Annotated in this window: 13 protein-coding genes; 6 read left to right on the forward strand and 7 right to left on the reverse strand. The window is 61.9% G+C overall.

The features are described from left to right. Nucleotides 1-154 precede the first annotated feature (154 nt). On the forward strand, nt 155-934 hold the full coding sequence (locus AC1D1Z_RS20970) for a gamma-glutamyl-gamma-aminobutyrate hydrolase family protein (protein ID WP_018243591.1): 780 nt from the start codon (nt 155-157) through the stop codon (nt 932-934). Nucleotides 935-1,003: 69 nt separating this feature from the next. Here AC1D1Z_RS20970 and AC1D1Z_RS20975 read toward each other — a convergent pair whose 3' ends face one another. The 3 genes from AC1D1Z_RS20975 to AC1D1Z_RS20985 form a co-directional block, all read right to left on the reverse strand. Next, a complete protein-coding gene (locus tag AC1D1Z_RS20975) occupies nt 1,004-1,960 on the reverse strand; it encodes a 2-hydroxyacid dehydrogenase (RefSeq protein WP_047622404.1) in 957 nt (318 codons plus the stop codon). A 29-nt stretch (nt 1,961-1,989) separates the two neighbouring features. Continuing rightward, on the reverse strand, nt 1,990-3,012 hold the full coding sequence (locus tag AC1D1Z_RS20980) for a LacI family DNA-binding transcriptional regulator (RefSeq protein ID WP_003542973.1): 1,023 nt from the start codon (nt 3,010-3,012) through the stop codon (nt 1,990-1,992). A 117-nt stretch (nt 3,013-3,129) separates the two neighbouring features. Next, nucleotides 3,130-3,642: a MarR family winged helix-turn-helix transcriptional regulator gene (locus tag AC1D1Z_RS20985; protein WP_018243593.1), complete on the reverse strand. Its 513-nt coding sequence runs from the start codon at nt 3,640-3,642 to the stop codon at nt 3,130-3,132. An 85-nt stretch (nt 3,643-3,727) separates the two neighbouring features. Between AC1D1Z_RS20985 and AC1D1Z_RS20990 the strand changes: the two genes are divergently transcribed. The 5 genes from AC1D1Z_RS20990 (at nt 3,728) to cysE (ending at nt 8,194) form a co-directional block, all read left to right on the forward strand. Beyond that, nucleotides 3,728-4,516 carry a creatininase family protein gene (locus AC1D1Z_RS20990; protein WP_047622402.1) on the forward strand — a complete coding sequence of 263 codons (789 nt, stop codon included), beginning with the start codon at nt 3,728-3,730 and terminating at the stop codon, nt 4,514-4,516. 148 nt (nt 4,517-4,664) lie between these two features. Next, nucleotides 4,665-5,777 carry a CobW family GTP-binding protein gene (locus AC1D1Z_RS20995; protein WP_018243595.1) on the forward strand — a complete coding sequence of 371 codons (1,113 nt, stop codon included), beginning with the start codon at nt 4,665-4,667 and terminating at the stop codon, nt 5,775-5,777. Beyond that, on the forward strand, nt 5,777-6,766 hold the full coding sequence (locus AC1D1Z_RS21000; RefSeq protein WP_477851634.1) for a WD40 repeat domain-containing protein: 990 nt from the start codon (nt 5,777-5,779) through the stop codon (nt 6,764-6,766). Before AC1D1Z_RS20995 ends, AC1D1Z_RS21000 begins: the two co-directional genes overlap by 1 nt. Nucleotides 6,767-6,781: 15 nt before the next feature. After that, entirely contained in the window at nt 6,782-7,279 is a 498-nt protein-coding gene (locus tag AC1D1Z_RS21005; protein WP_130653062.1) for a GNAT family N-acetyltransferase, read from the forward strand. 96 nt (nt 7,280-7,375) lie between these two features. Beyond that, nucleotides 7,376-8,194: a serine O-acetyltransferase gene (gene cysE, locus AC1D1Z_RS21010; protein ID WP_047622399.1), complete on the forward strand. Its 819-nt coding sequence runs from the start codon at nt 7,376-7,378 to the stop codon at nt 8,192-8,194. A gap of 96 nt (nt 8,195-8,290) precedes the next feature. Here cysE and AC1D1Z_RS21015 read toward each other — a convergent pair whose 3' ends face one another. The 4 genes from AC1D1Z_RS21015 to odc2 all read right to left on the reverse strand — a co-directional run bounded on the left by AC1D1Z_RS21015 (nt 8,291) and on the right by odc2 (nt 12,687). Then, a complete protein-coding gene (locus AC1D1Z_RS21015; protein ID WP_047622398.1) occupies nt 8,291-9,448 on the reverse strand; it encodes a GGDEF domain-containing protein in 1,158 nt (385 codons plus the stop codon). Between the two features lie 163 nt (nt 9,449-9,611). After that, nucleotides 9,612-10,640: a serine hydrolase domain-containing protein gene (locus AC1D1Z_RS21020; RefSeq protein WP_047622396.1), complete on the reverse strand. Its 1,029-nt coding sequence runs from the start codon at nt 10,638-10,640 to the stop codon at nt 9,612-9,614. A gap of 228 nt (nt 10,641-10,868) precedes the next feature. Then, nucleotides 10,869-11,459: a GNAT family N-acetyltransferase gene (locus tag AC1D1Z_RS21025; protein WP_018243601.1), complete on the reverse strand. Its 591-nt coding sequence runs from the start codon at nt 11,457-11,459 to the stop codon at nt 10,869-10,871. Nucleotides 11,460-11,553: 94 nt separating this feature from the next. Further along, entirely contained in the window at nt 11,554-12,687 is a 1,134-nt protein-coding gene (gene odc2, locus AC1D1Z_RS21030) for an ornithine/lysine decarboxylase (RefSeq protein ID WP_477851635.1), read from the reverse strand. Between the last annotated feature and the right edge of the window lie 317 nt (nt 12,688-13,004).

Consider the following 13,004-nt stretch of genomic DNA (forward strand, 5'->3'; position numbering starts at 1 on the left):
GCACGTATCCATCAGAATCAGCGGCTTAGCGGTAAACCGGAAAGGCAGAGCGCCGCTTCCGTCGCAATTTGGCCGCCTGATACAGCCAAGCGTTGACTTGACGGCCGTTCAGGCGGAAGAAACGACGAGAATAAAGATTTTGACCGGGGCTGATATGACGAAACCGATCGTTGCCATTCCTGCCGATATCCGCAGCTTCGACGGCGCGACCTGGCATGCCGTGCAGCATCAATATCTGCGCGCCGCATTGAACGCATCCGGTGTCATGGCCTTCATCATCCCCGCTTTCGAGGAGGGCTACGATACCGACGCGATCCTCGACCGCGTCGACGGCCTGCTGGTCTCGGGTTCGGCCAGCAATGTTCATCCCTCCCTCTACGGTGCCGAGGCGAATGACAAGGACGGCCCCTTCGACCCCGCCCGCGACGCCACCAGCCTGCCGCTCATCCGCCGCGCCATCGACCGCGCCATCCCGCTGCTCGCCATCTGCCGCGGCATCCAGGAGCTGAATGTCGCCCTCGGCGGCTCGCTGGCAAGCGAGATCCAGGAGCAGCCCGGAATCTGGGACCATCGCCGGCCGGAAGGCGTCGACCGGGACGGCATGTACGCCATTCGCCAGACCGTCCACGTCAAGGAAGGTTCCTGCATCGCAGGCATTCTCGGTCCGGGCGAGATCCGCGTGAATTCCCTGCATCGCCAGGCAATCGCCAGAACCGCCCCACGCCTGCAGGTGGAAGCGATCGCCGAGGACGGCACGGTGGAGGCCGTTTCCGTTATCGACGCCAAGGCTTTCGCCGTCGGCGTGCAATGGCATCCGGAATATTGGGCTGAAACCGACAAGTCCTCGAACCAGCTGTTCGCCGCTTTCGGCGACGCCGTCCGCGCCTATGCCGCTGCCAAGCTGCCGGTCATCTCCGCGCAGGCGATCGCCTGATTCCAGGCGCCCGCGAAGCGCTATGTCTGTTGCTTGGCAGCAAGCATCGTCCGCCGAACCAACCCGCGCCTAAGCCTTCTGCGGCGTCTCCGGCACCGGCGTCAAAGCCGCACCCTTCTCGAACCAGGCAATGAGATTGTCGGCGACGAGATCGGCCATCGCATTGCGCGTCGGCACGGATGCGGAGGCGACATGCGGCAGCAGCACGGCGTTGGTCGGTTCCAACAGGTCGGCCGGCACGGTCGGCTCTTCATAGAAGACGTCGAGGCCGGCAGCCCCGAGCGCGCCGGAGGCAAGGGCGGCACTCAGCGCCGCCTCGTCCACCGTCCAGCCACGGCCGACATTGACGAGAATGCCGTCAGGGCCGAGTGCTGCCAGAATATCCGCATCGATCGTCTTGTGCGTCTGCGGCGTCTTCGGAACGATGGCGATCAGCGTATCCACCGCTTCCGCCAGCCCCTTTAACGTCGGGTGATAATCGTAGGACACGTCGGCATGGCGCGAACGTGTGTGATAACTGATCTTCACCTTGAACGGCTCCAGCCGCTTGGCGATTTCGAGCCCGATGCGGCCAAGGCCATAAAGCCCGACATGGCGGCCCTTGAGCGAGAAGCGCGACAGCGGATAGGCCGTGCCCGGCTTCCAGTTGCCCGCACGCAGCCAGGCTTCGGCCCGCGGCAGTTCGCGAACCGTGTTCAGTAGCAGGCCGATCGCCGTATCGGCGACCTCGTCGTTCAGCACATCAGGCGTATTGGTGACGATGATGCCCCTTTCGGCAGCATGTTTCACGTCGACGCCGTCATAACCGACACCGAAATTGGCGATCACTTCAGCATGCGGCAGCTGCTCCATCCAGGCGCCCGGGAAGGAGCCGGAAACGGCGACGCCGCGGATACGGCCGGCGGTCTCGCTGTCCAGCGCAAGCTTCTCCTCGCGTGCGACGGCAATAATCTCAAAACGATCCTTCAGCCTTTCGAGAACACGCTCATGTATCTTCCCAGGAACGAGAATGGCGATGCGGGACATGGCTTTTCCTCTTGGATGGCGGTCGTGGTTCAGGCGCGGGGCCGATGGGGACTGGTGGACTGGCGAATGCGCATTTCCGGCTTGATCAGATGCATGCCATCAGGCTCATGGCTGCCGGCAAGGCGATCAAGCAGCGCCCGGGCTGCCAGGCGCCCGACCTCGGCCTGACCGTTCCAGACGGTCGTCAGCGCCGGGGTGGCGATCGAGGCCTCCTCGAGATCATCATAACCGGTGACGGAAATATCGCGTCCCGGCACCAGGCCCGCGCGTGCAATGCCGTTCATCAGGCCGATCGCCACGAGATCGTTCCAGCAGACGGCCGCGGTCGGCTTCTGCGGCAGCGAAAGGAAATGCACTGCAGCCTCGAAACCGCCCTGCTTCGAGCGCGGACCTGGAATGCGCAGGTTCGGATCGACCTCGATGCCGGCCTTGCGCAGCGAATTGACATAACCCTGGTAGCGATCACGGCCGGTGGATGTCTGGTCCGTGCCGCCGATCATGGCGATCGAGCGATGACCCAGGCCGATCAGGTGGTTGGTGGCAAGCGAGATGCCATAGCTGTCGTCGCCGCGATAGGTCGGCAGGTCCTGTCCTTCCATCGAGCGGGCGACGAGGATCGCCGGCATGCCGTTGTCTTCCGCCAGCTGCACGTCCTCAGGCGGCGTACCGATCGCCGGCGACATGATGACGCCGTCGCCGCCGAGCTGCAGGAGCGTCTCGATGAAGGTGCGCTGCTTCTCGACATTGTCGTAATGGTTGGAAAGGATGAAGGTGTGGCGGCTGCGGTCGAGCTCGCTTTCGATCGCCTTCAGGATCTCCCCATAGAAGGGGTTCATGATGTCGTGCACGACGACGCCGATGATGCCGGAGCGCGAGGTGCGAAGACTGGCGGCACGGCGATTGTAGATATAGCCGAGCGCGCGCGCCTGCTCCTTGATCTTCTCCCGGGTATTGCCGGCGACGAGCGGACTGTCGCGTAAGGCTAGCGATACGGTCGCCGTTGAAATGCCGAGCGTTTCGGCAATAGTCGAAAGCTTGATCTTCTGGACCACGTGTCCTCCTCCAGGCAGCACGTAAGCAGCAAGACCCCGCCGTCAAACCGGCGCGGCCCTTAAAATGTTTAATTAAAAGATTTAATCGGTGGAAGCAATTCGTCTTTCGGGGAAATTTCAGTCTTCGTCCGGTTCTTCGATATGAATGGCTTCGGCTTGCAGATTGGCATCGATCGCCTTCAGCAATCGGACAAGATTGCGAATTTCCTTCTCGGAGAACTCCTGCGTCGCCAGCATGTCGCAGGCCGAAGCCGCCATCTCGATCCCCTGCACGCTGCCACGGCCGAGGTCGGTGAGGTAGACCTTGGTCAGGCGTGCATCCTCGGCATCGGGCTTGCGCTCTAGAAAGCCCTGCGCCTCCATGCGGCCGATCGTGCGCGTCATCGTCGGCGCCTTGACGCCGAGCTTCTGGGCAAGGCCGCCGGCCGTCATACCATCGCTCTCGGCAAGCAACAGAATGACACCATCCTGGCCGGCATAAAGGCCGCTTTCCAGCAGGTTGCGCGACAGCACCGTCCGCATGGAACGCGCCGCCTGGGTCAGAGCCGGGGAGAGATCGACGAGCGTATACTCGGTCTGGTCCTTCTTCTTGGACTTGTTCTTTTTGCCGTCCTTGCGCTTCTTTCCCATAGCCATCCCTTTGATCTTTAAGCCCCGACGCCGCTGCGATATGACATTGCGCAGGATCTCGTCATAAACAAGAGGTAACGACCGGATGATGACACCTTCGCCGCGCTTCGAGGACGGCAACCCGGCCTTTGCCCCTGATGGGCGCAACCTGATCGCCGTGCTGCCGCTTGGCGCCCATGAACAGCACGGCCCTCACCTGCCCTTCGAAACCGACACGCTGATTGCCGAAGGCATTGCCGGGCGATTGAAGATAGCCTTGCCCGCCGGCCTGCCGGTCACCTTCCTGCCCGCCGAAGCCATCGGCTATTCCATAGAGCATATGGACGTTGAAGGAACGAAGACGCTTGCCTTCGACGAAGCGGTAAACCGCTGGCTCGGCATCGCCGAGGGCCTGGCGAAGCGGGGCATCCGTAAATTCGTGATGCTGAATGCCCATGGCGGCAATTCACCCGTCATATCAGTCGTCGCGACCGAGGCGCGGGTCCGCTTTGCCATGCTGGCGGTGGCAACGAGCTGGACCCGCTTCGGCGTGCCGGATGGCGTGATCACGTCGGAGGAAAAGGCGATCGGCATCCATGGCGGCGATATCGAGACCTCGGTGATGCTGGCGCTTCATCCCGACAAGGTTGATATGGCGAAGGCGGCGGACTTTCCCTCGCGACAGACGGAATTCGCCGGGCGCTTCAAGCACCTGCGCGCCTACGGGCCGCACGCCTTCGGCTGGAAGATGTCGGATCTCAACACGGAAGGCGTGGCGGGCAACGCCGCGGCTTCGACGGCGCAAAAGGGTGAGGCGCTGATTGCGCATTCGGTCAAAGGATTGGTGGAACTGCTGGAGGATGTCGATGCATTCGAAATCACTCAACTGCGGTAAATATGGGTCGTCTGCGCCGTGCAAACGATGTGATCTTATAACATTATAAAACCCTTTGAACTGCCACGCTCAAGCCATTATATGAGACCAACCGTTCAAGCAGCCGATCCCAAGCCGCTCGGCCGCACGCCTAATCCTAGAGGTTCTCATGACCGACGCGATCTCCACCCTGAAGCCTATTCCCGTTACCGTGCTCACCGGTTATCTCGGCGCCGGCAAGACAACGTTGCTCAACCGCATTCTCTCCGAAAATCACGGCAAGAAATATGCGGTCATCGTCAATGAATTCGGCGAAATCGGCATCGACAACGACCTGATCGTCGAGTCGGACGAGGAAATCTATGAGATGAACAATGGCTGCGTCTGCTGCACGGTGCGCGGCGACCTGATCCGCGTCGTCGAAGGCCTGATGCGCCGTCCCGGCCGCTTCGATGGCATCATCGTCGAAACGACGGGCCTTGCCGATCCGGTGCCGGTCGCCCAGACCTTCTTCATGGATGACGATGTACGCGCCAAGACCGAGCTCGATGCCGTCGTCGCCCTCGTCGATGCCAAGCACCTGCCGCTGCGCCTGAAGGACAGCCGCGAGGCCGAAGACCAGATCGCCTTCGCCGACGTCGTCATCATCAACAAGAGCGACCTCGTGACCCCGGAAGAACTTGATGTGATCGAGGATATCGTCCGCGCCATCAACCCGGCTGCCCGCGTCTACAAGACCAGCCGCTCCGGCGTCGATCTCGCCCGCGTGCTCGATCAGGGCGCCTTCAACCTGGAACGCGCGCTCGAAAACGATCCGCATTTCCTCGAGCAGGGCCATGACGACCATGTCTGCGGCCCCGATTGCGATCATGACCACCACCATCATGACCATGATCATCACGGTCATCAGCATGATGACCACGGTCACGACCATCATCACCATGGCGCCCATCAACATGGGGCGATGTCGGCGATTCACGATGTGACGGTGCAGTCGGTGTCGCTGCGCGGCGGCGAGATGAACCCGGAGCGCTTCTTCCCCTGGATCCAGAAGATCACCCAGACGCAGGGGCCGAATATTCTGCGTCTCAAGGGCATCATCGCCTTCAAGGACGATCCCGAGCGTTACGTCGTTCAGGGCGTGCACATGATCATCGAGGGTGATCACCAGCGTCCGTGGAAGGAAGGCGAAAAGCACGAGAGCCGTCTCGTCTTCATCGGCCGCGAACTCGACCGCGAGAAGCTCGAAGCCTCCTTCAAGGCCTGCGGGGCAGCCGCCTGATGCCGACAGTTGCACCGCTTGATCTCGACGGCCACGTTCTGGCCGTCGAATTTTTAGGTGATGTTCCCTTCTTCGCAAGCGCAAACGGTACTTTCCACCGACTGGATGGCGGCGACAGGGTTTCCGAAGCCCATCAGGGCATGCTCACCGCCATTCGTGATCCCTACAGCGAGAGCCTGATCTCGGGCGGCGAGGACGGTAAGGTGCTGCGCATTGCCGCCGACGGCAGCGTCAGCGAAATGGCGACCGCGCCCCGCAAGTGGATTTCGCAGGTTGCAGCCGGCCCACAGGGTGCCGTTGCCTATTCCTACGGCAAGAGTTCGCTTGTGCGTCTTGCCGACGGCACGACCAAGGAATTTCCCGAGGAGCGCACGGTCGAGGGCCTTGCCTTTGCGCCGAAAGGTCTGCGCATCGCGGCGGCGCGCTACAACGGCGTGTCGCTGCACTGGATCGRCATGAACGCCAAGCCGGTCGATCTTGAATGGAAGGGTGCGCATACCGGCGTCACCTTCTCACCTGATGGTAATTTCCTCGTCACCTCGATGCAGGAAAACGCACTGCACGGCTGGAAGCTTGACATCAAGCCCGGCACCGAAGCCCGCCACATGCGCATGACCGGCTACCCCTCCAAGGTGAAATCGCTCTCCTGGTCGGTCAAGGGCAAGTGGCTCGCGTCTTCAGGCGCGCCTGCGGCAATCGTCTGGCCCTTCCAGGGCAAGGACGGGCCGATGGGCAAGGCGCCGCTGGAGCTCGGCACTCGCGCCAATATCATGGCGACCGCGGTGAAGTTCCATCCGCTCGAGGATATCCTCGCCATCGGCTTCGTTGACGGCATGATCTTGGCCGTGCGCATCGCCGACAGCAAGGAAGCGCTGCTGCGCCGACCTGGCAAGGGCGCGATCACGGCGATGAGCTGGAGCAAAAACGGCAAGCTGCTCGCCTTCGGCTCCGAAGCCGGCGACTGCGGCGTCATCGATATTTCGGCCTGAGCCCCGCTGCCGGTAATGGACGACGCCCTGACGGAACCCGAAATCGTGGCGCTGACGGCCGACCACATGCAAGCCGCAGCTGAAATCAGACGTGTCGCCCTATGCCAGCGGCTGCCCTGGCTGCCGGATGTGCATACACCCGAGGAAGAGGAGCAGTACTGGCGCATGCATCTGCTGCCGAATTGCTCGATCCTCGGCGCTGCCATGGGCAACCGGCTCGTCGGTGTCATCGCTTATGGCGACAACTGGATAGAGCAGCTTTACGTTCTTCCCGACTTTCAGGGCATGGGCATTGGCTCCTTGCTTCTTGGCTGCGCCAAGGAAGAGATGGACGAGATCAGGCTCTGGACGTTCCAGCGCAATGCGGGCGCTCGTGCGTTCTACCAACGGCACGGCTTTACCGCCGAAGAGGAGACCGATGGCACCGACAACGAAGAACGGGAGCCGGATGTGCTCTATCACTGGCGCAGGCTTCCGGAGCGGACACCTGACCTGCGACCGTCGGACGGCTAGACTATAATCGGGGCTTGCCAAACGCCTGGCCCAGGCGAAACATGAACCACACCGGAAGCGCTTTGCGCGCCACCCTGGCTGACAGAGGAAACGGGAATGTCGAAATCGACCGGCCTCGGTTTGACCGAACAACAGCCGCAGCCTTTGGGCGATGCATCTGTCTGGACCGTGATCCGCGCCGAGGCGGCCGAGCTTGCCGCACGCGAGCCGATATTGCAGCAGCTGCTTGCCGCTCAGGTAACGGACACCGCTGGCAACGATGAGATCATCGCCCGCGTGCTGGCCGCGCGGCTCTCCGTGGCGCAGGTGGAAACCGGTGATCTGTTCGATCTCATCCTGTCCACACTTGATGGCGATATCATGCGGAAGGTCGAGGCCGATCTCATCGCCGTGCGCGAGCGCGATCCGGCCTGCACGACATTTCTGCACGCGCTTCTCAATCTTAAGGGCTTTCATGCGCTGCAGACGCATCGTATCGCCCATGCGCTCTGGGTCTCCGGCCGTCCGGAGATCGCCAGTTGGCTCGCCAATCTCGTTTCGCTGGTCTTCGGCCCGGATATCCATCCGGCGGCACGGATCGGCGCGTCCATCATGCTCGACCACGGTTCGGGCATCGTCATCGGCGAAACGGCTGTCATCGAGGATGAAGTGTCCATCCTGCAGAACGTCACGCTCGGCGGTACCGGCAAGGAGACCGGCGACCGCCACCCGAAGATCCGCCACGGCGTGATGATCGGCGCGGGCGCGAAGATCCTCGGCAATATCGAAATCGGCGCCTTCAGCAAAGTCGCCGCCGGCAGTGTCGTGCTGAAGCCGGTCCCCGAGCATTGCACCGTCGCCGGCGTGCCGGCAACGCTCGTGCGCGTCCACCGCGCGGACGAGATCCCGGCCGAAACGATGGACCAGAATATCTAGAGCAATTCCAGCAAAAGTGCGCAGCGGTTTTGCATCCGGAATTGCGCAAAGGCAAAAAGATAGGGCCGCTCCGAGATAGGAACATTCGCCCCGTTCCTACGCGGCCTGCTGATTTTCCCCGAAGACTTCGACCCGGTTGCGGCCTTCGCGCTTCGAACGATAGAGCGCCTCATCGGCCTTCTGCACCAGCCGTTCAAAATCTCCGCCGCTTTCCGAACGCGCGGCAACGCCGATGCTCAGCGTCGGAAAGACTACCAGATCCGGCCGCTGCATGACGGCGGCGGCGAAGGCGAGACGAATGCGCTCGGCAATCGCCACTGCATCCTCCCGGGAAACATTTTTCAGCACCGCCAGGAACTCATCCCCACCTTGACGGGCAAGCAGGTCGTCGGAGCGCATGATGCCCCTCGAAACACTGGCGAAAAGCCGCAGGATGTCGTCGCCGGCGGCATGGCCATGCCTGTCGTTCAGTTGCTTGAAATGGTCGATATCGATGATCAGCAACGATACCGGCTGGGAACCGAGAGCCGGCAGATGTTGGGCAAGGCCACCGCGATTGAGGGCGCCGGTCAGCGGATCATGGTGAGCGAGTTCCGTCAGCTGATTTCGGCTGCGCTCGGCAGCCATCAGCACCATCGCCATGCTGCGAAGCATGATGAACGCGACCGCCGATACCGCCATCCAGCTGTGAATTGTACTACCGCCGAAAGGATCCGGCCCACCGATCTCACCGGTCGCCGCGAGAATGCTGCGAACCGCAAAGATCGCCGCAGTGCAAATATAGAGGCCGACAAGCAGGGCTGCCGAATACAGCTTTTCGCGCCGGACAATGCTGATTGCCTCCCTTGCGACGGCAAGATCGCAGAGGCAGCAGATGACGGAGACGTAGAGGAGCCTCGCCGAGACTGCCGATGGATCGCTGACGATGAGGACGACAGGAACGCTGACGAGCAAGATGGCAAGCCAGAAAGTGCGTTGGTCGAGCGCCCGCCCCGAAAACACCCGCACGGCAAAGAACATCAGCATGTAGCCGGCGATGGTGACGATATTGCCGCCGTCGATCGAGACGGAGTAGGGAACGAGATTGCGCAACGCGACGAGGAAGGACCCGACGCCGACAAGAAGGTTGCTCAAACCCCACCAAAGCGGCCACCTCTCGAAGCGGCCGGTCGCGTAGGCAGCAAGCTGGAGGATGCCCAGCACGAAACAACTCACGGCAACAATGAAATAGATTGTCCTGAGATCCAGCAGCATGGCGCTTTCCCGAAATTCTTGCGGAATTTACAGGAAGCGTTTTGCGGTTTGATTGGGCGCTTCGCTAAGAATTTAACGATCGCGAGGTTTTCCTGCGGCATAATGCAGCAATTCAAGCGTTACAGCGTCCTTTGCGCGTCTGCAGAGACGCGCGGCACCGTCGTCAGGCAGCCCGCACCGCGCCGATAATGTCCGCCAACAGATCGTGCAGCAAGTCCCTGTAGCCGTTTCGGGCAGATGGACCGCTCTCTTCCGAGGTCATGACGACGGTGAGATCGAGCGACGGCACGATATAGAGCATCTGCCCGCCATAACCCCAGGCGAAATGCACCTGCTCGCCGCCGATCTGCCGCGTGAACCAGCCATAGCCATATTCATCGCCCGAGAAGCGCGAGTTTGTGCGCTGCTGCCACGATTGCGAGATCCAGTCGGCAGGGACGATCTGGCGGCCGTCGGCGGTCTTGCCGCCGTTGCGGTAGAGTTCGCCGAAGGCAAGCAGCGACCGGGCGCTCATCGCCATCTGGTTGCCGCCGAGATAGATGCCCTGCGGATCGCGTTCCCATGCGCCAATGCGGAAGCCTTCGACAGGACCCAGCCATTCGTGCGCCAGCGCCAGCGTCGACTGCCCCCCGACCTTGGTGAGAATGGCCGACAGCAGATGGGTGGATGCGGTGGAATAGAGCATCTCGCCACCGGGTTGATCGATGAAAGGCTGCGAGAGCGCAAAGCGCACCCAGTTGCGCGAAGAGACCCAGCGGCCATAGTTCGGCCCCGACATGCGATCGAGCCCAGCCTGCATGGAGAGGAGATTGCCGATGGTGATGTCGTTGATGCGCGGGTCTGGCGTTACCGGGAGATCGGCCTTCAGGATCGGCGCGATCTTCTGATCCGGCCCCTTCAGCAGGCCTTTATCGATGGCGATACCGACCAACGCCGAGATGATCGATTTCGAAGCGGATTTGATATTGGTCGATTCCGAGGGCGAATGACCATGGAACCCGCGTTCGCCGAGCACTCGTCCGTCGCGAGCGACGATCACCGTCTTGAGAGGCCTCATCGCGGGGTCGCTCGCCGCGTGGTCGAGACGCGGACCAAGCCCGCTGACGCCGGAAGCAGTGCTCTGGGCAGCCGCCGGCCTCGTTGCGGCAAGCGGCAGGCAGAAAAGAAGCAGAAGGGAGAGAAGGCGGATCATGCGGCGCAAGATAGGATATCGCAGCGATTTGTTCGCGTGCCGGCGCCACTTTTCACGCGATTGTGTTTTCGCGTGCGACGCTTACCCAGCTGACCACAGCCGCGCACCCGTCAAAAGACAATCCGCGCCGCACCCACGACAGGCCCGCCTGCCTCCATGGTCAAGCGGCGCGGACATTGCCGGCCAGGAGGGAAAGATTCCCAACCCCGACCGGCCGATCGGCACAGCTCAAGCTGCGCGGCGAACCGGCGCGCTGGCTAGCATGCGTCCCGAAGGGACGATCATGCCGGCCGCGCCGTCAAGCCAGCCTTCCGTGAGTTCGAGCGCAAGAAAGCGCGAACGTTCGAACGGACCCGGCATGACAAGATGGCGAGCCCTCTCGGCAAAGAAGCCGAAACGCTCGTAATAGGCAGCATCGCCGACGAGCAGGACGGCGCCATGCCCGCGCTTCTTCGCTTCGAGGATCGCTGCGCGCATCAGCGCCGAGCCGATGCCCTTGCCGCCGTGATGGGGCGCAACGGCGAGCGGTCCAAGCAGCAGCGCATTGATCGGCGTGCCTTCGTCATTGACGCCGGCCTCGATGTTCCAGAGGCGCACCGAGCCAATGACATGGCCGTCGCGATCGCGCGCCACCAGCGCAAGGCCCTCGGCCGGAACGCGGTTGCGGCGGATCTTCTCCGACGACTTTTTGCGGCGATCCGGGCCCATGACGCGGTCGAGCAGGTTTTCGCGAGCAACGACATCCGAGGGATTTTCGGCGTCGATGGCGAAAGTGGTAGGCGCAAAGAATGCGCGGACAGAATCAAGAACAGCGGCCATCTTGGCCTCCCGTACCCAATACCGTTATCAGCGGCGATGAAAGAAAATTGTGAAGTTGCCGCCCCGATTGGTTACGGGGCCGACGGAAACGACCTTAGATGATGTAGGCCTTCAGCGGGTCGAAACCGTTGAAAGCGACCGCCGAATAGGTCGTCGTATAGGCGCYGGTGCCTTCGATCAGGACCTCGTCGCCGATCGAAAGGGAGATCGGCAGCGGATAGAGGTTCTTCTCGTAGAGCACGTCGGCCGAATCGCAGGTCGGGCCGGCGATGACGCAGGGCTCCATCTCGTCGCCGTCGTGATCCGTGCGGATCGGATAGCGGATGGCTTCGTCCATCGTCTCGGCGAGACCGCCGAATTTGCCGATGTCGAGGAATACCCAACGGGCATCGTCATTGTCCGACTTCTTCGAAATCAGCACGACTTCCGCCTTGATCACACCGGCATTGCCGACCATGCCGCGGCCCGGCTCGATGATCGTCTGCGGGATCTGGTTGCCGAAATGCGTGCGCAGCGCCTGGTAGATCGACTTGCCGTAAGCTTCTGCGGACGGAACGTCACGCAGGTACTTGGTCGGGAAGCCGCCGCCCATGTTGACCATCTGCAGGTGGATGCCCTGCTTGGCAAGCGATACAAAGACGCGCTTGGCATCGGCGAGTGCCGAATCCCAGGCATCGACCTTGGTCATCTGCGAACCGACATGGAACGAGACGCCATAGGACTGCAGGCCAAGCTGATGGGCGTAGACGAGAACGTCGACAGCCATCTGCGGGACGCAGCCGAACTTGCGCGACAGCGGCCATTCAGCGCCTTCACCATCGGTGAGCACGCGGCAGAAGACACGGGCGCCGGGAGCGGCGCGCGAGATCTTCTCGACTTCCTCGTGGCTGTCGACCGCAAAGAGGCTGACGCCGAGCGCATGCGCGCGGGCAACGTCACGTTCCTTCTTGATCGTGTTGCCGTAGGAGATACGGGCGGCGGTCGCACCGGCTTCAAGCGCCATTTCGATTTCGGCAACGGATGCGCAATCGAAATTGGAGCCGAGGCCTGCGAGCAGCTTCAGCACTTCCGGAGCCGGGTTGGCCTTGACGGCGTAATAGATGGCGCTGTCCGGCATAGCGTGACGGAAGGCGTGGAAATTGTCGCGAACGACGTCGAGGTCAACCACGAGGCAGGGACCATCGGGACGTCGGGTTGCGAGAAAGTCGCGGATGCGCTGGGTGGTCATATCGATTCCCTCTTCCAATTCCAGAGCTCCGGCATGAACCGGAGGACAAAGGGCATACGATAGCTCGCATTGGAACCAGCCGGTGGAGACCCCGGAACCATAGCAAGCGCTCGATGCGCGGATGGTGAACCAACGCCGCGGTGCGGTGTAAGTTCGGCTTTGTCTGCCATGGATTGGAGGGAGAGTCCCAACCGCACTTCCGGCAATGATGGTGTGCCTCTTCAGTAACCCCCGCTGATGGAAAGCAGGGAGAGAACAAAAAGGCCCGCACCGTCGTTGCTTCAGGCGTCCTCGCATTTTCCGGTTGGCCGGAATAT

Source organism: Rhizobium sp. P1_E1 (genome assembly GCF_056406015.1).

Bases quoted from the DNA above. Each gene is read 5' to 3' on its own strand.
- AC1D1Z_RS20970 (WP_018243591.1), top strand. From the start codon at position 155: ATGACGAAACCGATCGTTGCCATTCCTGCCGATATCCGCAGCTTCGAC.
- AC1D1Z_RS20975 (WP_047622404.1), bottom strand. From the start codon at position 1,960: ATGTCCCGCATCGCCATTCTCGTTCCTGGGAAGATACATGAGCGTGTT.
- AC1D1Z_RS20985 (WP_018243593.1), bottom strand. From the start codon at position 3,642: ATGGGAAAGAAGCGCAAGGACGGCAAAAAGAACAAGTCCAAGAAGAAG.
- AC1D1Z_RS20990 (WP_047622402.1), top strand. From the start codon at position 3,728: ATGATGACACCTTCGCCGCGCTTCGAGGACGGCAACCCGGCCTTTGCC.
- AC1D1Z_RS20995 (WP_018243595.1), top strand. From the start codon at position 4,665: ATGACCGACGCGATCTCCACCCTGAAGCCTATTCCCGTTACCGTGCTC.
- AC1D1Z_RS21005 (WP_130653062.1), top strand. From the start codon at position 6,782: ATGGACGACGCCCTGACGGAACCCGAAATCGTGGCGCTGACGGCCGAC.
- cysE (WP_047622399.1), top strand. From the start codon at position 7,376: ATGTCGAAATCGACCGGCCTCGGTTTGACCGAACAACAGCCGCAGCCT.
- AC1D1Z_RS21015 (WP_047622398.1), bottom strand. From the start codon at position 9,448: ATGCTGCTGGATCTCAGGACAATCTATTTCATTGTTGCCGTGAGTTGT.
- AC1D1Z_RS21020 (WP_047622396.1), bottom strand. From the start codon at position 10,640: ATGATCCGCCTTCTCTCCCTTCTGCTTCTTTTCTGCCTGCCGCTTGCC.
- AC1D1Z_RS21025 (WP_018243601.1), bottom strand. From the start codon at position 11,459: ATGGCCGCTGTTCTTGATTCTGTCCGCGCATTCTTTGCGCCTACCACT.